This window comes from Marinobacter salsuginis (assembly GCF_009617755.1).
Classification (GTDB): domain Bacteria; phylum Pseudomonadota; class Gammaproteobacteria; order Pseudomonadales; family Oleiphilaceae; genus Marinobacter; species Marinobacter salsuginis.
In genome coordinates, this window is sequence record NZ_BGZH01000001.1 from 1,076,618 (window position 1) to 1,100,111 (window position 23,494).

Here is a 23,494-nt window from a genome sequence, read left to right on the forward strand (position 1 = left end):
CGTCGCCGTTCAGTCGGCTCCGGTTGAGACTGAAATCTATGCTAGGCGCATGAATCAATGAATAAAAATGATTTAATCTCATCCAACCATTAATCTGAATCATGGGTTGGTGCGAATCAGGCTGGCCTGTATTTTTGACCTTCCAGAGAATTTAATGCTTCGCCTTGCTCACCACTTCCTGCGCTACCGGCTCACCGGTTTTACCGGCAAGAATCCGGTCGGCATTCAGTGAGGCAATGGGCACCCGGGTATCCCTGGGCACGTCGCCACTCAGCTGCAATTCAAGATAGCGCAGCGCGCAAACCCGCAGGAAGGACGTGAAATTGCCGAGGTCGTGGCCGGCATCAATAGACTCGTGGTAGAGGCGGGTGATCATCTGGGGAAGGTTCATGCCATCGCGCTCGGCCAACTCCGACAGTACCTGCCAGAAGGCATTCTCCATCCGCACGCTGGTGACCATGCCATCAATGCGCAGGGAGTGGGTTCGGCTGACCCAAAGCTCCGGATCGGCGTTGATGAAGAGCTTGCACATAACAGCCTCCCTGGACACGTTGTGGGGCCGGTAGGCCGGCCCCTGCCCTGTTACTGCTCCAGTAACTTGAAGAACTGCGCCAGCCAGGCCGGATGGGCGGGCCACGCGGGCGCTGTTACCAGATTAGCATCGGTGACGGCCTGATCAACCTCGATACCAGCGAAGGTTCCGCCAGCCAGTTCCACCTCCGGCTGGCAAGCCGGGTAAGCCGAGCATTTTCGCCCCTCCAGAACCCCTGCCGCTGCCAACAACTGGGCACCGTGGCAGATCGCCGCAACTGGCTTGTTGGTTTCAAAGAAATGGCGAACCAGCTTCTGCACATCCTTGTTCAGGCGCAGATACTCGGGGGCACGCCCGCCGGGCACCACCAGGGCGTCGTAATCAGCTGGGTTGATCCCTTCAAAGTCCGCATTCAAGGCAAACCGATGACCCGGTTTTTCAGAATAGGTCTGGTCACCCTCGAAGTCGTGGATGGCAGTGGCCACGGTATCGCCCGCCTTCTTATCCGGGCAAACGGCATGCACCGTGTGACCAACGGCCTGCAGCGCCTGGAATGGCACCATGGTTTCGTAGTCTTCGGTGAAATCACCGGTGATCATCAGAATCTTCTTCCCGCTCACGGCTGTCTCCTTGTGTTTGTTTTGCCAGGTCCGGAAACAGTAGCAGTGGGGCTAATGGAGCGGGTATTAAGGGGTTACTACAGGTTTCGCCGTTTGTGCCCGTCGCCGAATGCGGAATGTATCCGGGCGACGAAACCTGAGCCTTTTCCCAATCACTGACATCACATCGAGGTTTTATCCCCGTCGGACATTTCATCTTTCTTCATGGTGTCTTTGTCCATATGGTCCTTCTTCATTCCCTCATCCATCATGCCGTCGGTTTTCATCCCGTCATGCATGGTATCGGTCTTCATTGAGTCCTTGGCCATGCCGTCATCTTTCATGTCGTCATGCATCATGGTCTCGTCCATACCCTTGCTGTCCTTAGCCATGTCGTCTGCGTGGGCCGGTGCCATCAAGGCCAGGGTGGTACCAAATGCCAAAAGAGTGGCTGTCAGCTTTTTCATTGTGCATTCTCCTTGCTGGAAACAATTTAATTTGTGTTCGACACTGCCCGGCTCCTGAGTCGGAGCCTGCAGCGCCAGGATGCAGAATAAAAAGGAACGCTTACGCGGCCGTCACGGCCCGGTCAAAAGTCGGTAAAGAAGAGATCACAAAACCTTCACGGGGAGAACCAATTCACCTCGCTCGTGTCTATAGACCGAGGAGAAACCAATATGAAAAGACAGCTGCTACTGATCACCTTTGCATTATTCGTTTCTGCAAGCGCATGGGCTTCCGAACCTGCTGTATACACGGGCCTGCTTAGCAACACAGGAGCGGGCGGCTACGACACCGTCAGCTATTTCCAAACGGGAAAGCCAACCAAAGGCTCGCGCGAATACACTACTGAGCATCTGGGCGTAACCTGGCGATTTTCGAGCGCAGAAAACCTGGCACGCTTTGAGGCCAACCCTGAACGCTACTTACCGGTTTATGGTGGGTACTGTGCCTGGGCGGTCGCGCAGGGCTATCTTGCCAAGGGAGATCCAGAGCACTGGGCCATACGGGATGGCCGTTTGTATTTGAACTACAACCAGTCTGTTCAGTATCGGTGGCTGAAGAATACCGAGGGGTTCATTCGGCAGGCAGACGCAAACTGGCCTAAGGTTCTGGAATAATGGGAGAGCTTCGTCGCGGATTTCTGCCAGCGGTCTGACCCTTCACGAATTTCGTAGTACCCAGCAAGCATTTCAGAACGGGAATGGACTGTCTTATGAATTATGAACACGCCATAGTGAGAACTGAAGGCGAGATTGCCATCCTGCTCTGCAGCGGCTGTGGCATCAAGATCGCAGAAGGCACCAGCCACGAGGACCGCGAGCATTACTGCACCATGTGTATGAGCGGTAACTGCAAAGCAAGATTTAAAACGGATGACTAGACGAAATTGTTCCGGCCTTGGCCGCGTTATCGATATCTTCTGATCAACGTGTTCAGCTCTGACTGAAATTCAGGGTTCTGCGTGACCGCGTCAACTTCATTGATCACATCCATCGCGGAGGGGTGCTGCCGCGAAACACCAATGTGGAAAGGGATCCGGGAGTTCGGAATAAAATCAACCTGGCGAACTCTCAGCTTCTCCGAATAGCCAAGTTGTTGAGCGATGTATCGGGCGTCTTCGGCGGGCTGCACCATGAAATCGCCCGCCTCCCGCAGCATAAGAAGATGCATCATCGCTTTCATATCCCGGCCCGGCTCGCGTTCCAGATAGCCGGGAATATTGTCCTCTTCCCACCGGGAGCCCCTCTCGACGATCACCGTCAGACTGGACAAATCAGCAAAGCTGGTAGCCGATTCGATCAGGTCACTGTTGGGGTTGTCTGCCGAGTAAACCAGATGGCCGAAGTCCTGCGTAAAGAGTGGCTGGTCTGAAAAGACGGCGTATTCCTTTCGCTCCTCCGACGGATAGGTAAGAAGGCCATCGGCAAGGCCCAGTCTCACGTTATACTGCGCCCTGGCCCAGGGCACCACCACATGTTCCGTGGCATAGCCGGGGATAAAACTGAAGGTCAGCTGTACTAAATCCGGAAGCAGCCCGAGAGTCTTCCCGTTGAGTGAGAAACTGTAAGGCGGTGATTTGTCGCTGTACGCGAATGTCAGATTGCTACTTGCTAACGAGACACCAGGCAACGCAAGGAAAACAATCATAACCACGCCGCAAAGCTCTACCGACAATCTTTCCAAACGATGTTTTTTCACCAAGGTTACCTCTGGGGACATCTGCCCCTAAAGCCGCTCAATGGCCTTCAGCAGCGAACTGAAGGCTCCCGAAAAGCTACGCTCGGCCATCCGATCCATCATCCTTCCAACCAAGGGCACCTTCACGGAACCTTCGGAAATCCAGATCACACGCGTCTGTTCACCCTCGGACTTCAAAACAATCTCTCCCTTTGTGTGCTGCACGCGAAACGGGCTGGATTTCTCAATGCGATAGTCCATACGGTTTGGCCTCTCAAAACGCGTAATTCGTTCAGTCAGTTCAAGCCGGCCGGCGCCGATCACCCGGAGCGCACCAGTGCCATTTTTCTCGTCTTTTCCCTCTTCAACCAGCACAGACTTGCTAACCCCTGGGAACCGATCATAGCGAGCATGGTCGGCGATGGCCTCGAAAACCGTGTCGATACCCTTTCCAAGTACCCGCTCGACGTGAATACGAAACATAGCTACTCCTCACAAGACGGACTGACCATCAAGAAACATTTACGCCGATTCGCGTGCCAACGCCCCCTCTTCCGGCTGATATTTTTCCTCGGAACGGGCAATCACGGAAGTGCCTACCAGATCCCCGGTGACGTTCATGGCAGTTGCACCCATCCCAACGAGGGCATCAATAGACACCAGCAACGCCACAGTCTCGATGGGCAGGCCCACCTGTGCGAACACCGTAGCAATCATCACGATCCCCGCGCCCGGCACGCCTGCGGTACCAATGGACGCGAGGGTACCGATCAGAGCGATTTCCAGCATGGTAATGAGATCCAGGGGCACTCCGACCACGTTAGCAGCAAATGCGGCTGAAATGGCAATCCGAATACCCACCCCATCCATGTTGATGGTGGCGCCCAGTGGCAAACTGAAACCGTAAATACTGCGCGGAACGCCAAGACGGCGTGCGGCGTTCAGGGTCAGGGGCAGCGTGCCCGAACTGCTCTGGGTGGCAAAAGCCGTGGCAACCGGAACGCGGGCCTCGCGAACAAACTCCGCCAGACTTACGCCATTGAGGCGCATCAGCACCCCGTACACCAGCAGCTGCACTGCCAGGGCGATGTACAACACCATCACCATATCCCCCAGGGCCAGGATGGGGTTTATACCCTGCTTGCCCGCGGTACTGGCCACAATAGCGAACACCCCAATTGGCACATATTGTATTACTCCGGCCATCACTTTCATGGTGACCTCATTCAGGCCCGAGACCACGGCATACACACGTTCGGCGGCTTGCCCCTGCGCCCTAGATTCCCGCAGCTTGAGCAACGCGATGCCAAACACCACCGCCGTGAAAATAATTCCCAGCAGGTTCGGCTCGGCGAAGGCACCCACAATATTGGTTGGCACGATGTTCAGCAGCACCTGAACAAAACCCGGGTTATTCGGAACGTTGACAGTCTCGGACGACGTCAGCTCCAGCCCACTGCCAGGGGTCAACACCGAAGCCACCACCAATCCCACCGTGATGGCCAGGGCTGAGGTAAGCACATAGAAACCAAGCAGTTTGCGGCCTACACGCCCCATGCTGCCCATGGTTAGCCTGGTTGATGCCCACCACCAACGTGAACAATACAATCGGTACAATCAAAAACTTCAGCAAGCGAAGCAGCAGCTCCCCTAAAGGGTCCAGCCATTCGGCCACCGCAGACCCACCCACCAGTCCGACAACTAGGCCGAGCACAAGCGCGATACCAATGCGAAGCACCAACGAAGTATCCAGATAGGCATTCAGCAAAGCTTTCATGGAGGCTCCCATTCTTTGACTGCTAATTATGAGCATACGCTCAAATACATTTAAGGCCGGGATTCTGCTCAGCAACAACGCATGGGTAAACCGGTATTGCCACGTACGTTATTAACAAAAGCTGTGGATAACCTTGTTGGGAACCTCTGGTAAAACAGCTGAAAGTCCCGTGCCGCAGGGGCTAGGGGAACTTGCTGTAAAAATGGGCTAGACAGGGCTGGTATATGGATATGAGGGATTCGTCTCAGCATGGGGTGGCGGCAAGCCTTGATGTGTTTCGGTTTTCCGCAGTTTTTTTATCGGGAATCGCCCCAACCTGTTAGGTTGCAAACCAAATAAACAATCAGAGGGAATCTTGATGACACCGATTATCGAACAGTTTCTTGAAGTTTCGAGCACCTACCTACTATCCACCTGCACCAGTGATAGCTGCCAAGACCCTACGGAGTAGCCATCTTTATTCGCGCATCTACCCGATCTTCCTCATCCTGGCTCTGGGAAGAGATCAGGATCAGTTGCCGAATGAAGCTCGCAATTCTTGGATCATAAATATCGTTGTGATCCCGAATCAGTTCGCCATCCACCCGTATATTCAAATAAGGATTTCGCCCGGCCGAGGAATCCGTGCGCTCGAGCACTGCGCCTTCAAACGGGATGCGGCTACCTGGCCTGTCTGCTTCCCAGCCCTTGCTGGCTGAAACGAACGTCTGTACTGCTGTGGATGCGCTGAAACCGGCCTGTTCGTCGTCCGCAAAGGTCTCCTCCGCGCGAAGGTAATGGGTCAGATAGGGATCGAAGTGGCCCAATGCCGTCACATTGGCAGAGCCCTGATCGATAACTTCGCTCTTCCCGGTAACGGGATTGAGACGCTGGGCGTCCCGCTCGGTTTCAAACAGCGTAGAAAACCAGCGGCCGAGGGGGAATGCCATGCCAGTGGCATCGTCATCCTCAGAGGTGAGTACCGCCAATACTGGCAATTGGCTCTCAAAGTACCGCCGCCGCTCATTTGCCATATCACTAAGCGTTGCATAGCGTGCAGCCTCGAAAGCCGGGTTAATCAGGACAACAAGATCCGCGAAGCCGATGGTATCGCTCACCACCGCGTCCGGGCCATGAGTCTGTACAAATCCGTTTTCTAAAATCTCGCTCATCGCAGAAAAGACCAGCGCTCCACCAAAGCTGTGCCCTACCACGACGAAACGGGTACGGTGGGATTTACCATCGGCAAGCGCCTGAGCCCGCTTTGTTTTCTGCACAAGCTCAAGGCGGCTGAGTAATTCAGTAGCGCCGCCGCGCCCTACTTTATGGGCGGTATTCTTGCGTTCCCAGAATGTCAGCTCCTTTAACCCGGGCAGACTCACGGAGCCGCCACGCCAACCCAGATAGATGCCCACCACTTCCCTCGACGGCACATCGGTCCTCGCGCTCATGGCTGACTCCAGCGCACTCAATCGACGCAGAGACTCTCGAAAACTGGATATATTACTATCTCCAGCCTGGGCACTGTGCTTCCAGCCATGCACGAACACCACCATCAATAGATCGCGATCGGCGGCCAAGGTATTAACCTGGCCGATCACCTCCCTCAATTGCTCGCGATCCCAGAGCTGCCCCTGATCGTCGAACTCGACAAAGCCCAAATGGTACTTCTCATCAATGGCGTTGGGCGACTGGAATACCTGAAGCGAATGCAGAGCGCACTCTTCCATAGGATTGGCGGAAATACACAAACCAGATTCGGTACGGTAGCGCTGATGGGAAATACAGGCCGACAGTGAAATAACTATTGCTATAACGAGGGCGAAACGGGTGCCTTTGAAGCGATCTTTCATGACAAATTCCTTTTCGATTTGCTTGGGCAGAACCTCCTGTTACAGCCACTACTCTGCACTTATTCGACTAGCTAAACCCTGCAAGCCGCCTCCCGGCCGCCTTAAGATAAGGCAAGCATAGTCCAGCAGGCTGCGAAAGCCAGCATCCCGCAATCCGCGGTGCGGGGTTCGTTCTTGCTTTCCGACGACAACCCAACAATAAGGGTGTATATTTTTTGAACATCCCCAGATCGAGATATTTCCGGAGTTATCGATCTGTGCCGCCATCGACACGCTAAAAGGATGTGGCGAAATGAACAGACTCAAAGAAAAAATTTCATCCGGGATTAGGTCACTCAAAGACCAGACTGAAAACGGGACTAGCAACAAAAGCACTTTGCAGAGGCAGCTCCCCCAGAGCATAAATGCGCCCTGCTCTTTTTACCTCATGGTGATTTTCGGCTTATCTCTCTTCCCGGGACTGACTTGGGCTCAGCCCGATCTCATGATCGGGCTAGAGGCGCCGGATAACGCCAACGCCGGAGAAGACATCGGCACTTCCCTCACCTTGACTGCCATAAACCGCGGGGATCATGTGGCAAAGGGGACCCGATCATCCGACAACGGGTACATGATCGACATTTTCATAACCCGTCAAATCATGCCCACTGGCTATGCCCGCTACAACGAACACTACTTCGATGGCGTCCTGCTCAAGGGTGGTCGCGTCAGCAATACCGATAACTTGCCTCCGCGGCAACGCGCGCGTTATCGCACCTCGGCAATACTGCCAACTGACATCCCACCGGGCCGGTACCAGCTTTGCGCCCGTATAGACCCGGGAGACAAAGTCCGAGAGGTCATCGAAGACAACAACACTCATTGCCAGACACTTTCCATTAACTTGTCCCTCATGCTCATTCAAGCCCTGCCGAGATTCGAGGTGCTCCTGCCCGAGCATCGGGACCAGGAACTTCGCATCCTGGAGCGTGAAGAGGTCAATCTCGGCCCGCCTTCTGTCACCCCGGAGACCCCAGTCGGCACATCTGACGCTACACGAACCATTCTTGAAGATGGCTCAATCGTCTTGACATGGCAGGACGGGTCAAAGCGGCGCCTGAGACCGGACGGGCTGGTTGAATACGTTAGTCCGGATGGCACCATCATGTCTCCCATAGCTATCCAGGTTCAGGGCGCCAGTCTGCCGGAGCTGCCCGAGGCGTTGGATGACTGGGGCAGCGGCCTCGCAAACGACCTGCTGGCCATCCTCAGAAACATCCTGACCGACGCTGAGTTCGAGGCCTACCAGCAAACCGAGGCCGACAAAGGCTATTACGAGCGTATCAACTGGCGCCTGCGCAGCATTCAGTTCCTGACAGCCCTGGAGGACAACATATAATGCGATGTTGGCATGCGTTATTCGTAAGTGCCTTGTTGATGGGGCCGATTTCGCTGTCCTGGAGCGAGGAACAGGAAAACAGTTCTGAACGGGCGGACACTTCACGGATCGATGCCATGAAGTCTGCCCTTGAAGCCGAGGACAATGAGGGCGGTCTCCAACCGCTGCAGGCCCCGATGATCATCTCTGGCAATTTGATGGACGCGGAAGGTCAAGCCGCCATGAAGTCCGCCCTCAAGGCCTATTACGACTACCGTACGGAAGGATACGACCACCGACAACGCGTATTCGAGTGGCAATTGTTGTCGTCGCGGATCATCTTTGTCGTCGTCATTGTCCTGGTAGGAGCTGGCATCTATTTTTCGTGGCTGCAGTTTCGGGCGGACCTGAAAGCGACCGACAAGGAGGGGAACCGGGGCCTCTCCACGTTGGAAGCGTCGACCTCCGGCATCAAGGTCAGCTCACCAGTACTGGGTGTGATCATCCTTGTGATCTCTCTGCTGTTTTTCTACCTGTACCTGCAGTACGTCTACCCGATTGAGGAAATACTCTAAAGCAGCGGAGGGCTTACCGGTCGACAGAGTACTCAGTTTTTAGACAAATACCGCTCCACATCCCGGCGGAGTTTCTCCGGTTCCGGTTCCGGATTACGGTCAAATATGCTTGGCGCATATTTTTTATCATTAAACTCAAATGTATTGGCTTCTCCCCCCTCGTTCACATTGGCAATATTTTCGACATATTCTGAATACTGCTGGGGGCTACATTCGGAAACATCAACCGAATAGGCATGAAGCAATGATTCATACATTTCATTTTTTGATTGAAAATTTCGTATCGCCGAGCCATCTATCGGGTGCCCTAAAATACGCCAATCCATCACATCAGAACCATCCTGTGTTGGCAGAATATTCTCTTCAGCGGTAGTGGCAAGCTTAACCAACGCATTCGCTGCGGTTGCAGGACCCTTTTTGGAGCGTATGCAATGGACGTAAAAGGATGGAGTAATTATGTCCTGTGTAGGAGGGCCGAATCGGTTCGGGCTTTCCGTGCGCAATCGAAATGGCATTTCACGCAGAACGATAGACAAATGACCTTGTTCGGCCTGATCCAAATAATAGCTTAATTCATCATGCAAGAAGTCCAGGCAATGATTGCATGCCAGAGAGTAGTTAATGACGACCTTCGGAGCAGAAGGATTTTTGGAGACCAGTGTCTGATAATTTATAACGCCGTTTTCTTTCTCCCATAACGCTTGCGCGCCTTCTACCCCTTTACTGGCTGCGCCTTTCAACCACCTCAATGCTTGCTCTTTATCTTTATCAGTGCCCAGCCCACGGTTGAATGCGTAATACAGATCTAACATAGCTGGCCCATAGCCATTGAGTGCTGACTGGGCAATCATCAGAAATGACGCCTTATCACTTTTTTGTACTCCTATTCCGAGTCGATACAACGCACCGAGTTCACGCTGCCAGAAGGGATCTTCAGTCTCAGCCAGGTTTGAAATCCAAAAGGCCATGCCAACTCTGCTGACAACATCTGTTTGATAAGACTCCTTGTAGATCTCAACGAGCTTAACCATCGCAGGCTTGAACGCCTTTTCACCTGATTTTTTTAACAACTCCAGGCCACGCCGGGTGTTTTTTTCAACACCCAGGCCGTAATAATTCAGCAACCCGAGATAGTAATTTGCTTTGGGCCCTGGTTCGTCCTCTAAGGAAAGTAGGCGGAAGGCTTCAGAATAGTTTTTCTCACCTATCGCTTTTTCTGCTTCATCCATACCAGCATATGAGGAACTGCTGCATGCGTAGGAAAGAATAAAAACGATGAGACAAATGACTTTGTATATTCTGTGAGTAGGTTGTCGAGTACCAAGAAGGTCAAATTTCATGATCTTTTCCCTGAATAAGACATCAGTCCGGTTGATGTTGCGTTCTAAAATCATTGTCGAGGCTGGTTCTATGCCAGGCTATCCTGGCTGGATTCTGAGAAACATTCACCTCGGAGCTTGGGCATCTGCGATCACGCCGATTCGTAGAAAATGAATCTGTCCCGATATTGCGCTATCACTATTTCGCCGGCAATTCCTTGATGTAAACGTCTTGCTGTGGAAACGGAATGGTGATGCCTTCTTGCTTGAATCGGCGCCAGATCGCCAGGTTGATGTCCGAACTTACGCTTCCAAAACCTGCTTGCGGGTCGGCGACCCAGACCCGGGCCTCCAGATGAATGCCGTGGTCGCCGAACATTGTTAACCGGCATACCGGCTCCGGATCCGCGATCACTCGCGGGTGCTCGCGGGCGATATCAAGAATAATGGCCATCGCACGCTCCACGTCATCACTGTAGCTCACCGACACCGGGATCTTCAGGCGTACATTGGGATCCGAATAGGACCAGTTGATCACCTCAGTGGTAATCAGGTTTTCGTTGGGAATGAGCGTATCCACACCATCGCGGTTGCGTACCACCACGTAGCGGGCATGCAGTGCGACCACCCAGCCGAACTTCTCACCAATGCTGATCACATCACCGGGGCGAATCGAGCGGTCGAACACAAGAATAAAACCGCTGATGAAATTGCTGGCGATACGCTGCAGGCCGAAGCCAAGCCCAACACCCAGAGCACCGCCAAACACTGCGAGCGCCGTAAGATCTATGCCGACGAGATTCAGAACAGACAGAGCCGCGACAGTGATCAGCACCAGCTTGGCGACTTTAGAGAACCCCACGGCCGCACCGGCGCTCAGATACGGCAACTGGGTCAGTCGCCGATCGATAATGCCCGAGAGCCAAATGGCAACAACCAGCACCAGGCCCATCAGCAGGATTAGCTTGACGATCGCCAACAGGGATATGCGCAGCTCACCCACGGAGAAGGCCAGGCTATCCATGGCCTCAAGCAACCCGGGGAGCAAGCCCACGAGATGCAGGCCCACCACCAGCCAGATGAGGGTACTGATGACATTCTCCGAAGCCTTGACCAGGGGGCCGCTTCGCATGCCCTTGCGCAACATATACACCAGGGTGCGGATCAGGGCGAACGAGATCAGCAGCGGGACCGCCAGATCCAGGGCCCAGTAGGCCTGGTTAAGCGCGGCAAGCAACACGCGCGCCAGCAGAACCAGCACCAGCATCGAGACGGGAAAGGCAAGGCGCTGGAGGGCACGTTGCGTCAGGTGGCGCACGCCCTGGGAGTCCGCAGCGGTGCGCCGGGCAACAAGGCGATGCAGATAGAACGCAGCCGTCGCCGCAAGCACCAGAACTGCTGCCTGCGGAAGAACATCCAGCAAACTTATTTCCTGTATGGCAACCAGCAAATCGTGCCAGCTTTCCACCATCGCCAACTCCCTGGTAACGAGAACTCAGAGACCAGCCGCCTTTGGCAGCGTTCAGCCTCTCCTCAGTATAGGCCCCCAACAATAAATCTGTTCCGGTCTTCGAACGCCTTCCATCATTGGGATAATCACCCCACCGCGTATAAACTCTCCTTAGGTAACCTGAAAGCCGGCAAGGAGGCGACTGCTCCACCGGCCCTACGGGGAATTCAAAGGGCCATCAGGTGACATTGGCAATGAATGAGACTACCGAAGATAAAACAGCGTCAGCGCCGCCACCTCAAAAGGAAGGCTTCAGTGGCATGCACGTCTTTGGCATTGTGCTGGTCACCATCGTTGCCACCGTCGGCGTGGGTTACTGGTGGCTCAGCCACTATGTCTTTCCTGACAACTTCGAGCCGGTAACCCTGAATGCCAGTGAACAGAATTCACTCAACAGCAAGCTGAATACCCTGGGCATTGATACCCAAGGCGGTGGATCTGGAGGCCGGTTAAAGCCGGAGCCCTACAGTGAGGAAGGCGCTAGCCGTGAAGTTCGCTTCAGCGAGCGGGAACTCAACGGTATGCTGGCCAATAACACCGATCTGGCGCAAAGACTGGCCGTGGATCTTTCAGACAATCTCCTGAGCGCCCTGCTTCTCGTACCTCTTGAGGAGGACTTCCCTGTACTCGGTGGCCGAACCCTGCGAGTGAATGCCGGCGTAGAGCTCTCCTTTGCCAACGGTCGCCCCCTCGTGAAGTTAAAGGGTGTCAGCCTGATGGGCGTCCCCATCCCGAATGCCTGGCTGGGCAACCTCAAGAATGTGGACCTGGTTAACGAGTTTGGCGCTAATCCGGGGTTCTGGCAGTCCTTTGCGGCAGGGGTGGACTATATCCAGGTCGAAGATGGGCAGTTGCTTGTTCGGCTCAAGGAATAGTTGAGCAGGTTTAATCGCTGTTGCGCATCGGCATGCCTTCGATACGGCCGAAAACAGCATAAAGGTCGAGACATAACCTTATGGGAAAACAGGAGCCTCCAATGACGTTTGATTTCCACGACCGGCGCGTCATCGTCGCTGGCGGCAGCAAGGGAATTGGTCGGGCAATCGCGTTGGGGTTTGCCCGAGCCGGGGCCAGCGTGTCTGTGTGCTCCCGCGGGCAGGCGTCCCTGGACGCACTGGCAGTAGAAGTGGCAGACGAGGGGCTCTCGGCTCTGCATGTGGCACCCTGCGACATCGGCGACAAGGCCGCGCTGGAAACCTACCTGCAGACAGCCATAGGCGAATTGGGCGGCCTGGACGTGCTGGTCAATTGCGCCTCGGCGTTCGGGCGGGAGGACAACGAAGAAGGCTGGCTGAGCAGTGTTGAAGTGGATCTGATGGGCACGGTTCGCGCCAGCCATATCTGCCTGCCAGCGCTTAAGCAAACCAGGGGCACGATCATCAATATTGCCTCCATCGCCGCCCTGCACGCCTCGACACGCACCGCCCCCTACGCCGCCATCAAGGCCGCGGTCGCCCACTACACCGGCAGCCTTGCTGCGACCATGGCGCCGTATAAAGTGCGCGTTAATGGCATTGCCCCTGGCTCGATCGAATTTCCGGGCGGCGTGTGGGATGAGGCCCGGCAGAACAATCCAGAGCTCTACCAGCGTATTCGCGGAGGGATTCCCTTCGGGCGCCTGGGCACGCCAGAGGAAGTCGCCGACGTGGCGTTATTCCTGGCCTCCGATCTGGCCCGGTGGATAACAGGCCAGACGTTGGTGGTGGACGGCGGCCAGGTTCTGTCCTGAGCCGCCCTACCGTGATCGGCAGCGTAAAACGCCGGGGGCCGGCACCACCCGGATTGAAGTAAAGCACATCGCCAACCCACTCATTGCGTGGTTTTTGGGAATGGCCGGCGATCACCACGCGATAACGTCCCTTCGGAGCGATGGCCTCCAGTGCCTTCAGAACCTCATCCCGCCCCACGTCACCGGCATGCAGGATCAGGTCCGAGCCCTCCAGAGCGGGACGCATCTTGCTGTGGGTGTCTGCGTTACCCCTATTTGCATGTTTATGCCCAGATCAAGCCGCGCGCCCAGATCCATTATCTTCACCAGCCTGCAAAGTCCAGGTCATACCCAGAGCGCGCCCGGCTTTGACAAGCGTTGTGATGGTTACACCAGTGTCCTTCTCATCAAGAAGGCGGTTAACCACTGTTCGGCTGGTATGCATTTTCTGGGCAAGCTGAGACTTGTTCACACCGGTGTGCCCCATAGCCTGTTTGATCTGCCAGACAATTACCCGCTTGAGCGCCTCAGCCTCTACTTGCTCAAGTGAACCGTCAGCTTCAAGCAGATCATCGAGAGCGCTGCCAACGTGTTTGTGCTGTGTCATTTTCTTGCTCCCATTCAGACAAGATTTTTCTTTCGATCTCTCGCCTTTGCACTTCTGTGCTTTCTTCTGGTCTGGAACCTTAACCTTTTCCCGGAGGATGCCCAGCGCGGCCTGCTTTTGTTGGTCATAGCAGTGGCCCATGGAACTCAATTCGCGTTTAACGTGCCCATAGCGCTCCAGAATCGCCACGGGGGTGGTGCCTGGAAGGTTACCGGCAAGATGCTGTTCATCTTCCTGGTCGATCTGATAATGACACTTCTGAATCTAATGGCGGCAATACACTTGCTTCTCTGATCAACTACTCAGGTGCTAACCAGGTCCAGTACCATTAACCGGAGGAAATCCAGGACACAAAGGCTCTGACCTTTTCGGTTCTGAACTTGGCCTCCGGGGCAACAAGGTAATAGTGATACTCCGCAGGCATAGAGAAATTGATCGGCCGGATCAAGAGCCCGGCCTCCAGCATATCGGCGACCAGAGTGTAGCGGACCAATGAAATGCCACGCCCTGCAAGTACCGCTTCCACCTGGGCAGTCGCCTCATTTACAACGAGTTTGATAGCGGTGTCGGGAATATCAATGCCCAAGGCCTTCTGAAACTCGGTCCAGGAGCCCTGCATATCAATGGATTCATCAACGAGCCAGGGCAAGCCTGCAAGGTCAGAAATCTCGATTTTGCGGTCCCCAACAAGTGCCTCGTGGCAAACCACAACGAGCGATTCTTCCATTAATAATCGGGACTCCAGCCCGGGATAATTTCCCTTCCCGAAACGAACCGCCAAATCAACACCGTCGCCTTGAAAATCCACCAGGCTGAAGCTGGGCATAATACTGAGCTTTATCTGAGGGTATTTTTCCTGAAACCGACTGATTCTGGGCATCAACCAGCGGTTCGCAAACGAGGGCAACGTCGACACTTTCAGATTTGTCGGATCAGAGTTCGGAGCAAAAGTGGCAATACCCCGTTCAATCTCCTGAAAGCCCGTTTCGATGAATCCCGACAAACGACTTCCTTCAGGGGTCAGCTTCACCTCCCGAGTCAGCCTCACAAACAGCTTAATTCCGAGGAACTCTTCAAGCCCGCGAATGTGTGAGCTGACCGCCGCATTGGAAATGTTCATTGCTTCAGCCGCAGCTTTGAAGCTGAGGTCTCTGGCCGCATACCGGAAAGCCTGTAGAGCCCGGAGGGGAGGGAGCGCCTGCATACTCACAACCTATGGTTAAGCCTAACTTAATCGTATGTCAGTTTAACCCGTTTGTCCGGCGGCAGTCCAAACGAAACAATAAGCCTGAACTTTACAGTACAGGAGAACCACAATGTCAGCCGCTTCCTCCTCTGCTCACGCAGCCAATTACGTGCACAGCAGTAATACAGTTAAGAGCAGCCTGATTCATAAAATCAGCCGATGGCATGTGAACTGGAGAACTCGTCGACAACTTGCCCGCCTGCCTGACTTCATGCTGCAAGACATCGGCATCTCCAGAATCGATGCCGAACAGGAAGCCCGGAAGCCTTTCTGGACTGAGTAACACCAACATCGCTGCCGATGTGGGCACTGAAATTTTAAAGGACGTTACTCAGAAAAAGGGGCGAGGGTCATGGGCAAACACAGGAATCATGATGAGAAGGACTCATCCGCGCGATCGTCGGAAGGACAGAATCCAACACGTTCAATAAACCGTGCCGATCGACTCAAAACACGCCTTGTGGTTCTTTGGAAGACATTTCGAAGCAGACGAAAAGCCACAGAGGAGCTTCGCTCTCTCTCAGACCACATACGAAGAGACATCGGCCTGTAGCCTCAGAATTGATTATCGCGGTGCAATCTCAATGCGGCGATTATGGTCAGGGCGTTATTCCAAGCGGGTAGTTGACTCAAATTCAAAAATTGCTGCGGCTAACCGAAGCCCAGGACCAGGGGGCGGCGTACGCGCAGAGCCAACTCTCTCGCTTGACTCAAGCGGCTACGCGGGCAAAGACTGGAATATAGATGAACGCTGGTCGTTCAATAACTGCGTCGTTTCCACCTTTAGCCACGGCAACGTCCTGCTCAATGGCACTTTCCGGTACGTTGATACTCTCACCGGCGAAACAGCGACCAGCGAAAGCTGGAAGGGGTATGAAAGCTATAACATCACCGGTGAGCTTAGAAACAGCGGCGAGCCGTTGACCGTAAAAGGTCGCAGCGACTGGGATCAACTATTCCGCTGGGAAAACGACTCGGCAAGCGGCCGTTTTGTTGACACCATCGAAGCCTTCGAGCTGAAGGTCGGCACCCATTACATCGCTCTCACCAATACCGAGACGCGCCTGGAAAGCACGGAGTCTGACCTTGAATACTCAATGACTGGCAAGCTTATCGGCTCTGCAATTCAGGGACATGTTCAGGTATCGACCCCCACTCCGGTGAGCCTCTCTGTCAATGAAGCCTGTCCAACGGAGGGAATCATCCGTGTTGCCAGTGATGGTTCTGCGGAAATTCGATATGGCAGCAGTGCGGCTGGCACAGCAGGCGCCGTAGCTGTATGGATAGATGGCCAGATTGTTGAGAGCCATGCCGACTGCAACACCGTTGGCTTTGTACCGATCCTTTGATCAGTGGCGGCGAGGACTATGCTCCTCGCCATCCATACCCCCCTCCAAAATAGGTCTGTCCCGGTTTCCGGATGAAAATAGGTCTGTCCCGGTTTCCGGATGTCGGAGCTTGCGCTCCCGAAACCAGCTTGCGACAGTGACTGCTGCCACAAACCCGCCGCCTGATCTGGTTGCTCTGAAAACCAAAGGGTACTGCCGAGCAACGGCCAGAATGCTGCCCTCCTCGCGTAAAAGATCAGCCCCCCCTTGTGCAACGGGTGGGTTCTCCGTAAAAAGGCATAGGAATCACAGCGGCCAACCCTCAGACAAGGCCATCATCAACCCCAGGAGTGTTAACCGTGATTGTTCGCGAGCGCCCCGGCCCACTCCGGCTTTTGCTGGCCTGGAAAGGGTCTGTTGTCCCCCACATTCTGCCGCACATTCTGCTTACCGGCATGTTTGCAGCCGCCGTTACCTGGGTTTCGCGCCACCACTACCTCGACGGCATTGTCGAATACACACTCCTGCCGTTCACGATTATGGGCATCGCCCTGTCCATCTTTTTAAGCGTGCGAAACACCGCCACCTACGACCGCTGGTGGGAAGCCAGAAAACACTGGGGGCACATGGTCTATGAATTCCGCAGCCTGGCGCGGACTGGCACCATTTACCTGAGCCCGGAGCGACGCCGGGAGCTTCTGACCCGATGCCTCGCTCACGCTCACCTGCTGCGAGGCCAGCTGCGGGGAGAAGATGTACGGTGTGATCTGCCCGAATCACTGGCGCCAGAACTCATTGACCAGGCCCTGACCACCCGCAACCCAGCCGCCTTTATGCTGCACCGGGCTGGAGACATTCTGGCAGAAGCTCACAAAGCGGGCGATCTGGATTCTGTAGCAACCGCGGCCGTAGACCAGCACCTTCACGGCCTGGCGGGCATTCAGGCGGCCTCAGAACGCATTGTCCTCACCCCGTTGCCCTTTGCCTACACCCTGCTGGCTCACCGCACCGCGTATGTATTCTGCTACCTGCTCCCGTTCGGGCTGGTAGGCGTCGCGGGCTGGTTTACGCCGGTGTTCACTGCCATCGTGGCCTATACCTTTTTTGGGCTGGATCGCCTGTCTGAACAGCTTGAGTTTCCCTTTGGCCGACACACCAACGACCTGCCGCTGGATGCAATCTGCCGGATTCATGAAATCAGTGTTGCCGAAGCCCTGGGCGACCAGGCACCCGAACCGCTGCAGCCAGTTGAATACCAGTTGCAGTGAGGCCCCTGCGGATCGAAGGAGAGCGACAATGTCTGAACCAACCCCACTTCAAACCTTGCTGGACACCCTCCCCCAACGCGGTCGCGTGGAATGGATTGGCATTCGCCCCGCCCGAGGTAAGCCCATGCAGACGCTCAACAGCGTGGCGATAACTCCTGGCAAGGGCCTGGAAGGTGACCGATTCAAAGGTCGCGAAACCAGCAAACGGCAGGTAACCCTGATCCAGCAAGAACACCTGCATGCCATTGCCTCCTGCCTTCAACGCGACGCCATCGCACCCGAGGTTTTCCGGCGCAACATTGTGGTATCTGGCCTGAACCTTCTGGCCCTGAAGGGCAAAACATTCCGAATCGGCGATGCGGTGCTGCAATACACAGGCCTTTGCCATCCCTGCAGCAAGATGGAGACGGTGCTCGGGCCCGGCGGTTACAACGCCATGCGCGGACACGGAGGAATCACAACGCGGGTGGTTGAAGCGGGTACCATTGCTCTTGGGGACGATGTCCAGGCCTGTCTATAAAATCGCGATTCGGGCGAGTCAATGCGGTGATCTGCCGCGCCCCGGAGTTCTTCGGCCCCGGAAAAACGGCCGGATGCCTTCCAACACTCACTTCTGTGTCATGAGCCCATAAGGCCGCTCCAGCGCAGAACGAACATCGCCAACAGAAAACACCCTGGCAAATTCGGCGAATCGCTGCCCTTCAAACCACAACTGAACAACAGGCAGAGAAAAAATACCCTGAGCCGCACACAGCGGGCTGGCGGCTTCCTGGCAATCAATGTAAGCGGTCACCAGCTTCGGAAACTCCTCCTTAGCTAGCGTCTCCAACCGAGGCTTTATGGCCTGACAGACGCCACAGGTTGCTCCACCATATAGAAGCAACACCGCAGGGCAGGACCGAAGCAATTCCGATAAAGCCTCTTCTGAGCAGACGTTTTGCATCACTGACTCCCGATAAGCATGACCGGTTTAATCTCCAGCGCCTGCCGCGCAAACTCCGCATCCGGCCAGAACAACAGCCAGCCGAGCACTGCGAGATTGAGGATCACATAGAACCAGAAGACCACCTGAAACGAGGTTTTGCGGGTTTTGTGACGAAAAAATTGCTGGCCCACCAGTGCACCCGGCCAGCCACACAGAAGTTCAAAAAGGTGCAGCCGCCCCTCCGGCACGCGCCGGCTACCACTTTCGGCGGCCCCTTTGTCGATCGCATACATCAAGAAGGTAACCAGGCTCATCACCCCATAAGCCACCGGCAAAAGAACCGGCACATAACCTTGAAGATACAACGTCGACACTGTTCCACCGACTGCAGCTGCAATCAAAAGAGCAACCCAGACTCCGGAAGCAACCGCTGCGCGATGCCGTGCGACGCCGGCGTACTGGAAACTGGACGCCCTTAATCGCCCTTTCTCGTCTTTGGTCTGTGAGTAAACCACCTTGCGGCTGGCCGAAGGCCTGCCCCGTCCCTGATAGGCGCTGATATGGGCAAACAGACGCTCGCCCCCGTTGTCCGGGGTGATAAAGCCGAAGCCCTTGGCGTCGTTCCATGAGGTGAGTGAGCCTTTTAGATTCACTTGCTGCTTCCTTGAGTAGTCACTTTGCGCCTGGCAGAAAAAGCCACCAGACCTGAAACGAAATCCAGACCGGCCTCTGCGTGAGATTTCACGAGATTTTACTCCGATTACCTGCCCAGTTCATAGCAAGCTCACCAACCCTTAGCTACCATGGCGCGCCGCTATAAGCTCCGGCTTGTCGGCAGGAAATAACCCAAAATAATCAATTAAGTAAGAAGGAATCTACTGTGCGAAACGCAAGGATCCTGGCAGTGCTGGCTGCTCTGCTGTACCTCACCGGCTGCGCCTCGGTGGTCTCCGGAACCGACCAGAAACTCACCTTCAACAGCGAGCCTGAAGAAGCCACCGTTATGGTTTCCGGCCGTGTGCTCGGTAAAACGCCAATCACTGTGCCGGTGGACCGCGGCTCCAACCAATCCATTACCTTTGAGAAGGAAGGCTACGAGACTTACACAGCTCAGCTTTCCACCACAACCAACCCGTGGTTCTTCGGTAACATCGTGATTGGGGGGCTACTGGGTTCCACTACCGATGGCGTATCCGGCGCCATCCACGAATTTTCTCCCGACCAGTACTTCGTCACCCTGAAGCCTGAAACCCCTTCTGGAATCTCGACCTCCAAACCGCGACAGATCAAGGAAATCATCATCGCGTTCAGTGGAGAGTTTCGGCACCAGCTGGCGAGTGGCGGCGGCGAAAAGGTGGACACCATCGTGCAACTGCTGGGTGTCGATGCCTCAGAGAAAGCAACAACCATCCGGGCACTGAACCAGCTTGCGCTGGCGAATGAGAACGACCTGGAACTGGCCAAGACGATTATTGAAGTGTACGAGGTTCAGTGATGCACCTTTGAAGCCGGGGCGCTTTGATCAGGCTCCGGTTTCCCCGTCCAACAGCGCGAGGCATCTTACGGTAGTTATGCGGATCTAATCACCCGAGCGCATCTCACGCATGCGCATCGGCATGGCATCGATACGGCCGAAAATAGCATCAAGATCGAGGCTAGGCTCTCGGCTTTTCATTCCACCGTCTTTTCCAATCAGCAAAACCCTATCTTCAGGACGGACCTTTGCAAACAGTTCGTTGATGTCTTGCTCAACACCTCCGGACACCTTGGCCTGATTTGAAACAATCCCCTCCCCGGTGTTCACGAACCAGATAATGTCGCGATCATCAATTTCGGCATGGGCATCCTTGAGGGTTTGAACAGCGCCCTCCGTTTCCGATGCTGCCTGAACCAGGATCAGCCGGTTTTTCCATTGATAGTCGCCCAGATTGTTCATTTCCGCTCCGTAAGCCGTTAGCGAAAAAAGCACCAGCAGCATTGCCCAAAACCGGTTGCCATTGCGCAAATCAGATCCTCCCTAAGGCATCCTCAAGGTCCAATTTACGAAACGTCTGGCGCAACGTCTCTACGGCCAGTCGTGCTTCCCATTGCCTGCGCTGTTCCAGCACCGAATCGTCGGCAGGCACGGAATCGAGAACGGACAAGGCATAGCTCCGAAGCAGTTCACTCCGGCACTCAACCACAAGATCGGACGACGCCGCCGTACCGGAGGCGGAGTACGCAAAGCACTGCTCGACATTGCGCCTTAGGCTTTCCCGTTCAACCGGTGAGAGCTCAACCTCCCGCGCGTCGGAGTCAGGGACCAGCAGAACGTTCAAGCCCCGCCCGGCAATCGCCTCGGAGGTTTGCTGCCCAACCTCGGGAACGTGAATATTCTTGTGGTAAGGCCAAATGTCGAACATGCAATAGTCGGCACAGGGGGCCTCTCGCTGAAACGTGAAGAAATCCGGGTAGGCATAAAACTCCGGCCCACTCTCGCGATAGCGGTCATAGAACGCGGTTACATAGGCCATGATGAGCGTCATTGCACCGATGCCCTCAAACCGACCAGGGACAACGATGCCAAGGCGATCCGTATCCTGAAACGACGAAAACCGGTCTGCGTGCGGAATGGCCTCACCATTCTGGGTGATCTTGAAATCGGTGCCTCGAAGGCTGCTGCTGTGCATAATTATGTCGATCTCTTTCAGGAAATGGACTTGTCCCGGTTTTCGCTACATTTCGCTCATCAGCCACTCCTTGAATGCTTTCATCCCGACGGTCAGCGGACGTTGTTTACGGTAGACCAGATAGAAGGCCCGATTCGTATCGAGCTGGATGTCGAACGGCACCACCAATTTACCCGATTTAATCTCACGAGACGTCAGGGTGCTATCAGCCAGCGCAACTCCCAGGCCCTCCTGGGCCGCCGCCGTGGCCAGTTGCCCACTGGACATCTGCAGGCCGCCCCTGGTGGATATAAAATCAACGCCCGATTGTTGCAGCCAGTTCTCCCACTCCCACTTCCGTTTGCTGACATAGATCAACGTGTGTTTGGCCAGGTCTTCAGGTTTTTCCAGCGGTAACCCTCCCTCCAATAGCTGCGGGCTACACACCGGCACCAGCATTACTCTGCGCAGAAAATGCACTTCGATGTCGTCCCATTCACCACTACCAAAATAGACCGCCATGTCGGTACTTGTGCGATCAAAATCCAGCAGCCCCATGGACGCGTTAATTTCCAGTTCAATATCGGGGTACAAGGCCTGGAATCGGGCCATGCGCGGCATCAGCCAGCGGGTGAGGAAGTTGGGGGCAACGCTGATCTTGACCACGTTGGATTCCTGGTTCTCAGTCAGACGCTGAGTGGCCATCTCAATCTCGTCGAACGCGTGCCTGACAGATGTGAGGTATTGCTCGCCTTCACTGGTCAACGTCACCGTTCGCCTGCTTCGGTCAAATAGTGAAAGCCCCAAATATTCTTCAAGTGTCTTCACCTGATGACTGACCGCGGATGAGGTCACAAAAAGTTCCTTGCCAGCTGCGGCAAAGCTGCGATGTCTCGCGGCTGATTCAAATACCCGAAGCGCATTCAGGGGTGGCAGGTGGCGCATAACTTCGCTCGAATGGTGAGATTAATTCATCATTCTGATGAGAAAGGATCGCTTTTTCAACAGCCTCATACTCATTAATATGCTCCCTATCGAAATGACTCACTTGTCAAACGAGGACACAGCATCATGAGTTACCAAGCTCCGAAACTGAACGAAGACGGCTCTATCGACATTGATTACTACACCCAGCTTGCAAAGCAACAGCGTAGTGAGCACATTGCGCAGATGGCGACTTCATTGAAAGCCAACATTAAATCCTTTTTCCACGTAAAGCTGCCAAAGCTGTCTACCAGCCATTGACCTGTGCCCCCTTCAGCGCTCAATGATCTTAAGTGTGAATTGGCTGGTTTCGTCAGCGCTGGCGAACCAGCCTGCTTTTTAAGGCTTTTCCGACATACAGGCGCGACATAGCGTGAAGGTTGACGTAATAGCGAAGTTCAAGAACGGAGAATAGAAACGCCGTCGATCTCAGTAACCGTTTTTGAATCCGCCCGTTCAATGATTTTGAGAAGTGTGGATTGAATGGATTCGTCTTCCCCGGTTTTCGCTGTCCCCGAAAAAAACCGAGCCAGGAAAGAGAGTCTCAGGATAGCTCTTTGCTTCAGGTTCAAACCGGCAGTTCAATAATCTCACCAACCACACAGTCTTCACTCACCTGCAACCGCCCTACCGTGATCGGCAGCGTAAAACGCCGGGGCCCGGCGCCACCGGGATTGAAATAAAGAACATCGCCGATCCATTCATTACGGGGTTTGTGGGAATGGCCGGCGATCACCACGCGGTAACGGCCTTGCGGATCGAAGTCGAGGGTTTTGACGTCGTGAAGCATGTAAAAGGCGTGGCCGAGGAATTCCAGATCCTGAACATCAGGGAGCGTCGCTGCACGGCCTGCTGTATCGATATTGCCGCGGATAGCAACCAAGGGAGCGATGGCCTCCAGTGCTTCCAGAACCTCATCCCGCCCCACGTCACCGGCATGAAGGATCAGATCCGAGTCCTCCAGAGCCTCCAGGGCTTCGGGACGCATTTTGCTGTGGGTGTCTGCGATTACCCCGATTTGCATGGTTACGCCTCGTTCAGTCTCTCAGCCGACCTGCCTGGCCCGTGCACGTGGCCAGGCAGATAGGCATTGCTATA

29 protein-coding genes and 1 pseudogene are annotated in these 23,494 nt (G+C 54.8%); 12 read left to right on the forward strand and 18 right to left on the reverse strand.

Annotation, left to right across the window (positions count from 1 at the left end; all coding sequences use genetic code 11):
* Positions 1 to 151: 151 nt before the first annotated feature.
* The 3 genes from GJU83_RS04960 to GJU83_RS04970 form a co-directional block, all read right to left on the reverse strand.
* Positions 152 to 532 (reverse strand): ribbon-helix-helix domain-containing protein, encoded by a 381-nt coding sequence (locus tag GJU83_RS04960; protein ID WP_153633847.1) that lies wholly within the window; start codon positions 530 to 532, stop codon positions 152 to 154.
* A 50-nt stretch (positions 533 to 582) separates the two neighbouring features.
* Entirely contained in the window at positions 583 to 1,152 is a 570-nt protein-coding gene (locus tag GJU83_RS04965; protein ID WP_153633848.1) for a DJ-1/PfpI family protein, read from the reverse strand.
* 161 nt (positions 1,153 to 1,313) lie between these two features.
* Complete coding sequence (locus tag GJU83_RS04970) at positions 1,314 to 1,598, reverse strand: hypothetical protein (RefSeq protein WP_153633849.1); 285 nt, start codon at positions 1,596 to 1,598, stop codon at positions 1,314 to 1,316.
* Between the two features lie 210 nt (positions 1,599 to 1,808).
* Between GJU83_RS04970 and GJU83_RS04975 the strand changes: the two genes are divergently transcribed.
* Positions 1,809 to 2,252, forward strand: coding sequence for a YHS domain-containing (seleno)protein (locus tag GJU83_RS04975; RefSeq protein WP_069184354.1), 444 nt, complete (start codon positions 1,809 to 1,811; stop codon positions 2,250 to 2,252).
* Between the two features lie 95 nt (positions 2,253 to 2,347).
* Positions 2,348 to 2,515: a hypothetical protein gene (locus GJU83_RS18955; protein WP_167352712.1), complete on the forward strand. Its 168-nt coding sequence runs from the start codon at positions 2,348 to 2,350 to the stop codon at positions 2,513 to 2,515.
* A gap of 26 nt (positions 2,516 to 2,541) precedes the next feature.
* Here the strand turns inward: GJU83_RS18955 and GJU83_RS04980 are convergent, their stop codons facing one another.
* The 5 genes and pseudogenes from GJU83_RS04980 to GJU83_RS04995 form a co-directional block, all read right to left on the reverse strand.
* Positions 2,542 to 3,336, reverse strand: a complete 795-nt coding sequence (locus GJU83_RS04980; protein WP_167352713.1) for a substrate-binding periplasmic protein — start codon at positions 3,334 to 3,336, stop codon at positions 2,542 to 2,544.
* Between the two features lie 24 nt (positions 3,337 to 3,360).
* Positions 3,361 to 3,795, reverse strand: coding sequence for an SRPBCC family protein (locus GJU83_RS04985; RefSeq protein ID WP_069184356.1), 435 nt, complete (start codon positions 3,793 to 3,795; stop codon positions 3,361 to 3,363).
* A gap of 39 nt (positions 3,796 to 3,834) precedes the next feature.
* Entirely contained in the window at positions 3,835 to 4,878 is a 1,044-nt protein-coding gene (locus GJU83_RS04990) for a dicarboxylate/amino acid:cation symporter (protein ID WP_267313035.1), read from the reverse strand.
* Positions 4,879 to 4,921: 43 nt separating this feature from the next.
* A pseudogene (locus GJU83_RS19125) lies at positions 4,922 to 5,125 on the reverse strand (hypothetical protein); the annotation flags it as partial.
* A gap of 404 nt (positions 5,126 to 5,529) precedes the next feature.
* Positions 5,530 to 6,921 carry an esterase gene (locus tag GJU83_RS04995; RefSeq protein WP_069184357.1) on the reverse strand — a complete coding sequence of 464 codons (1,392 nt, stop codon included), beginning with the start codon at positions 6,919 to 6,921 and terminating at the stop codon, positions 5,530 to 5,532.
* A 484-nt stretch (positions 6,922 to 7,405) separates the two neighbouring features.
* Here GJU83_RS04995 and GJU83_RS05000 point away from each other — a divergent pair, with 484 nt between their 5' ends.
* The gene (locus tag GJU83_RS05000; protein WP_141697227.1) at positions 7,406 to 8,299 is read left to right on the forward strand and encodes a protein nirG; all 894 of its coding nucleotides are present in this window, start codon (positions 7,406 to 7,408) and stop codon (positions 8,297 to 8,299) included.
* Positions 8,299 to 8,853 (forward strand): hypothetical protein, encoded by a 555-nt coding sequence (locus GJU83_RS05005; protein ID WP_069184359.1) that lies wholly within the window; start codon positions 8,299 to 8,301, stop codon positions 8,851 to 8,853. Before GJU83_RS05000 ends, GJU83_RS05005 begins: the two co-directional genes overlap by 1 nt.
* Before the next feature lie 32 nt (positions 8,854 to 8,885).
* On the opposite strand, the gene GJU83_RS05010 is transcribed toward GJU83_RS05005, so the two are convergent.
* The gene (locus GJU83_RS05010; protein ID WP_167352714.1) at positions 8,886 to 10,193 is read right to left on the reverse strand and encodes an SEL1-like repeat protein; all 1,308 of its coding nucleotides are present in this window, start codon (positions 10,191 to 10,193) and stop codon (positions 8,886 to 8,888) included.
* Positions 10,194 to 10,371: 178 nt separating this feature from the next.
* A complete protein-coding gene (locus GJU83_RS05015; protein ID WP_153633850.1) occupies positions 10,372 to 11,643 on the reverse strand; it encodes a mechanosensitive ion channel family protein in 1,272 nt (423 codons plus the stop codon).
* A gap of 233 nt (positions 11,644 to 11,876) precedes the next feature.
* Between GJU83_RS05015 and GJU83_RS05020 the strand changes: the two genes are divergently transcribed.
* Positions 11,877 to 12,557, forward strand: coding sequence for an arginine N-succinyltransferase (locus GJU83_RS05020; RefSeq protein ID WP_153633851.1), 681 nt, complete (start codon positions 11,877 to 11,879; stop codon positions 12,555 to 12,557).
* Positions 12,558 to 12,658: 101 nt separating this feature from the next.
* Positions 12,659 to 13,411: an SDR family NAD(P)-dependent oxidoreductase gene (locus GJU83_RS05025; protein WP_153633852.1), complete on the forward strand. Its 753-nt coding sequence runs from the start codon at positions 12,659 to 12,661 to the stop codon at positions 13,409 to 13,411.
* A 274-nt stretch (positions 13,412 to 13,685) separates the two neighbouring features.
* Here the strand turns inward: GJU83_RS05025 and GJU83_RS19195 are convergent, their stop codons facing one another.
* Entirely contained in the window at positions 13,686 to 14,186 is a 501-nt protein-coding gene (locus GJU83_RS19195) for a helix-turn-helix domain-containing protein (RefSeq protein ID WP_370686071.1), read from the reverse strand.
* A 139-nt stretch (positions 14,187 to 14,325) separates the two neighbouring features.
* Entirely contained in the window at positions 14,326 to 15,201 is an 876-nt protein-coding gene (locus tag GJU83_RS05035; protein ID WP_153633853.1) for a LysR substrate-binding domain-containing protein, read from the reverse strand.
* 112 nt (positions 15,202 to 15,313) lie between these two features.
* Here GJU83_RS05035 and GJU83_RS05040 point away from each other — a divergent pair, with 112 nt between their 5' ends.
* From GJU83_RS05040 to GJU83_RS05060, 4 genes are all read left to right on the forward strand, one after another.
* Positions 15,314 to 15,526 (forward strand): DUF1127 domain-containing protein, encoded by a 213-nt coding sequence (locus GJU83_RS05040; protein ID WP_069184368.1) that lies wholly within the window; start codon positions 15,314 to 15,316, stop codon positions 15,524 to 15,526.
* A gap of 301 nt (positions 15,527 to 15,827) precedes the next feature.
* Positions 15,828 to 16,592: a hypothetical protein gene (locus GJU83_RS05050; protein WP_153633854.1), complete on the forward strand. Its 765-nt coding sequence runs from the start codon at positions 15,828 to 15,830 to the stop codon at positions 16,590 to 16,592.
* A 338-nt stretch (positions 16,593 to 16,930) separates the two neighbouring features.
* The gene (locus tag GJU83_RS05055; RefSeq protein WP_167516388.1) at positions 16,931 to 17,839 is read left to right on the forward strand and encodes a bestrophin family protein; all 909 of its coding nucleotides are present in this window, start codon (positions 16,931 to 16,933) and stop codon (positions 17,837 to 17,839) included.
* 28 nt (positions 17,840 to 17,867) lie between these two features.
* Positions 17,868 to 18,359, forward strand: a complete 492-nt coding sequence (locus tag GJU83_RS05060) for an MOSC domain-containing protein (RefSeq protein ID WP_153633856.1) — start codon at positions 17,868 to 17,870, stop codon at positions 18,357 to 18,359.
* A gap of 87 nt (positions 18,360 to 18,446) precedes the next feature.
* On the opposite strand, the gene GJU83_RS05065 is transcribed toward GJU83_RS05060, so the two are convergent.
* Positions 18,447 to 18,782, reverse strand: a complete 336-nt coding sequence (locus GJU83_RS05065; RefSeq protein ID WP_153633857.1) for a thioredoxin family protein — start codon at positions 18,780 to 18,782, stop codon at positions 18,447 to 18,449.
* On the reverse strand, positions 18,782 to 19,417 hold the full coding sequence (locus GJU83_RS05070) for a DUF1294 domain-containing protein (protein WP_069184372.1): 636 nt from the start codon (positions 19,415 to 19,417) through the stop codon (positions 18,782 to 18,784). The genes GJU83_RS05065 and GJU83_RS05070 overlap by 1 nt, the downstream gene beginning before the upstream one ends.
* Before the next feature lie 227 nt (positions 19,418 to 19,644).
* Between GJU83_RS05070 and GJU83_RS05075 the strand changes: the two genes are divergently transcribed.
* On the forward strand, positions 19,645 to 20,259 hold the full coding sequence (locus tag GJU83_RS05075; protein WP_228715151.1) for a PEGA domain-containing protein: 615 nt from the start codon (positions 19,645 to 19,647) through the stop codon (positions 20,257 to 20,259).
* A gap of 84 nt (positions 20,260 to 20,343) precedes the next feature.
* Here GJU83_RS05075 and GJU83_RS05080 read toward each other — a convergent pair whose 3' ends face one another.
* The 3 genes from GJU83_RS05080 to gcvA are packed head-to-tail and all read right to left on the reverse strand — an operon-like array spanning position 20,344 to position 22,357.
* Positions 20,344 to 20,769 carry a DUF4174 domain-containing protein gene (locus GJU83_RS05080; protein WP_228715152.1) on the reverse strand — a complete coding sequence of 142 codons (426 nt, stop codon included), beginning with the start codon at positions 20,767 to 20,769 and terminating at the stop codon, positions 20,344 to 20,346.
* Position 20,770: 1 nt separating this feature from the next.
* Positions 20,771 to 21,433: a hypothetical protein gene (locus tag GJU83_RS05085; protein WP_153633858.1), complete on the reverse strand. Its 663-nt coding sequence runs from the start codon at positions 21,431 to 21,433 to the stop codon at positions 20,771 to 20,773.
* 45 nt (positions 21,434 to 21,478) lie between these two features.
* Positions 21,479 to 22,357: a transcriptional regulator GcvA gene (gene gcvA, locus GJU83_RS05090; protein WP_153633859.1), complete on the reverse strand. Its 879-nt coding sequence runs from the start codon at positions 22,355 to 22,357 to the stop codon at positions 21,479 to 21,481.
* Positions 22,358 to 22,483: 126 nt separating this feature from the next.
* Here gcvA and GJU83_RS05095 point away from each other — a divergent pair, with 126 nt between their 5' ends.
* Positions 22,484 to 22,657 (forward strand): RSP_7527 family protein, encoded by a 174-nt coding sequence (locus GJU83_RS05095; RefSeq protein WP_153633860.1) that lies wholly within the window; start codon positions 22,484 to 22,486, stop codon positions 22,655 to 22,657.
* 307 nt (positions 22,658 to 22,964) lie between these two features.
* On the opposite strand, the gene GJU83_RS05100 is transcribed toward GJU83_RS05095, so the two are convergent.
* Positions 22,965 to 23,420 (reverse strand): metallophosphoesterase family protein, encoded by a 456-nt coding sequence (locus GJU83_RS05100; protein ID WP_153633861.1) that lies wholly within the window; start codon positions 23,418 to 23,420, stop codon positions 22,965 to 22,967.
* Between the last annotated feature and the right edge of the window lie 74 nt (positions 23,421 to 23,494).

Excerpts from the sequence above, each read along its gene's own strand:
- GJU83_RS05035 (WP_153633853.1), bottom strand. The coding sequence starts at position 15,201 with ATGCAGGCGCTCCCTCCCCTCCGGGCTCTACAGGCTTTCCGGTATGCG.
- GJU83_RS05005 (WP_069184359.1), top strand. The coding sequence starts at position 8,299 with ATGCGATGTTGGCATGCGTTATTCGTAAGTGCCTTGTTGATGGGGCCG.
- GJU83_RS05095 (WP_153633860.1), top strand. The coding sequence starts at position 22,484 with ATGAGTTACCAAGCTCCGAAACTGAACGAAGACGGCTCTATCGACATT.
- GJU83_RS05060 (WP_153633856.1), top strand. The coding sequence starts at position 17,868 with ATGTCTGAACCAACCCCACTTCAAACCTTGCTGGACACCCTCCCCCAA.
- GJU83_RS05100 (WP_153633861.1), bottom strand. The coding sequence starts at position 23,420 with ATGCAAATCGGGGTAATCGCAGACACCCACAGCAAAATGCGTCCCGAA.
- GJU83_RS04995 (WP_069184357.1), bottom strand. The coding sequence starts at position 6,921 with ATGAAAGATCGCTTCAAAGGCACCCGTTTCGCCCTCGTTATAGCAATA.
- GJU83_RS05010 (WP_167352714.1), bottom strand. The coding sequence starts at position 10,193 with ATGAAATTTGACCTTCTTGGTACTCGACAACCTACTCACAGAATATAC.
- GJU83_RS04960 (WP_153633847.1), bottom strand. The coding sequence starts at position 532 with ATGTGCAAGCTCTTCATCAACGCCGATCCGGAGCTTTGGGTCAGCCGA.
- GJU83_RS05085 (WP_153633858.1), bottom strand. The coding sequence starts at position 21,433 with ATGCACAGCAGCAGCCTTCGAGGCACCGATTTCAAGATCACCCAGAAT.
- GJU83_RS05015 (WP_153633850.1), bottom strand. The coding sequence starts at position 11,643 with ATGGTGGAAAGCTGGCACGATTTGCTGGTTGCCATACAGGAAATAAGT.
- GJU83_RS05065 (WP_153633857.1), bottom strand. The coding sequence starts at position 18,782 with ATGCAAAACGTCTGCTCAGAAGAGGCTTTATCGGAATTGCTTCGGTCC.
- GJU83_RS05025 (WP_153633852.1), top strand. The coding sequence starts at position 12,659 with ATGACGTTTGATTTCCACGACCGGCGCGTCATCGTCGCTGGCGGCAGC.
- GJU83_RS05050 (WP_153633854.1), top strand. The coding sequence starts at position 15,828 with ATGCGGCGATTATGGTCAGGGCGTTATTCCAAGCGGGTAGTTGACTCA.
- gcvA (WP_153633859.1), bottom strand. The coding sequence starts at position 22,357 with ATGCGCCACCTGCCACCCCTGAATGCGCTTCGGGTATTTGAATCAGCC.
- GJU83_RS04985 (WP_069184356.1), bottom strand. The coding sequence starts at position 3,795 with ATGTTTCGTATTCACGTCGAGCGGGTACTTGGAAAGGGTATCGACACG.
- GJU83_RS05020 (WP_153633851.1), top strand. The coding sequence starts at position 11,877 with ATGAATGAGACTACCGAAGATAAAACAGCGTCAGCGCCGCCACCTCAA.
- GJU83_RS04990 (WP_267313035.1), bottom strand. The coding sequence starts at position 4,878 with ATGGGCAGCATGGGGCGTGTAGGCCGCAAACTGCTTGGTTTCTATGTG.
- GJU83_RS04970 (WP_153633849.1), bottom strand. The coding sequence starts at position 1,598 with ATGAAAAAGCTGACAGCCACTCTTTTGGCATTTGGTACCACCCTGGCC.
- GJU83_RS18955 (WP_167352712.1), top strand. The coding sequence starts at position 2,348 with ATGAATTATGAACACGCCATAGTGAGAACTGAAGGCGAGATTGCCATC.
- GJU83_RS05040 (WP_069184368.1), top strand. The coding sequence starts at position 15,314 with ATGTCAGCCGCTTCCTCCTCTGCTCACGCAGCCAATTACGTGCACAGC.
- GJU83_RS04975 (WP_069184354.1), top strand. The coding sequence starts at position 1,809 with ATGAAAAGACAGCTGCTACTGATCACCTTTGCATTATTCGTTTCTGCA.
- GJU83_RS05000 (WP_141697227.1), top strand. The coding sequence starts at position 7,406 with ATGATCGGGCTAGAGGCGCCGGATAACGCCAACGCCGGAGAAGACATC.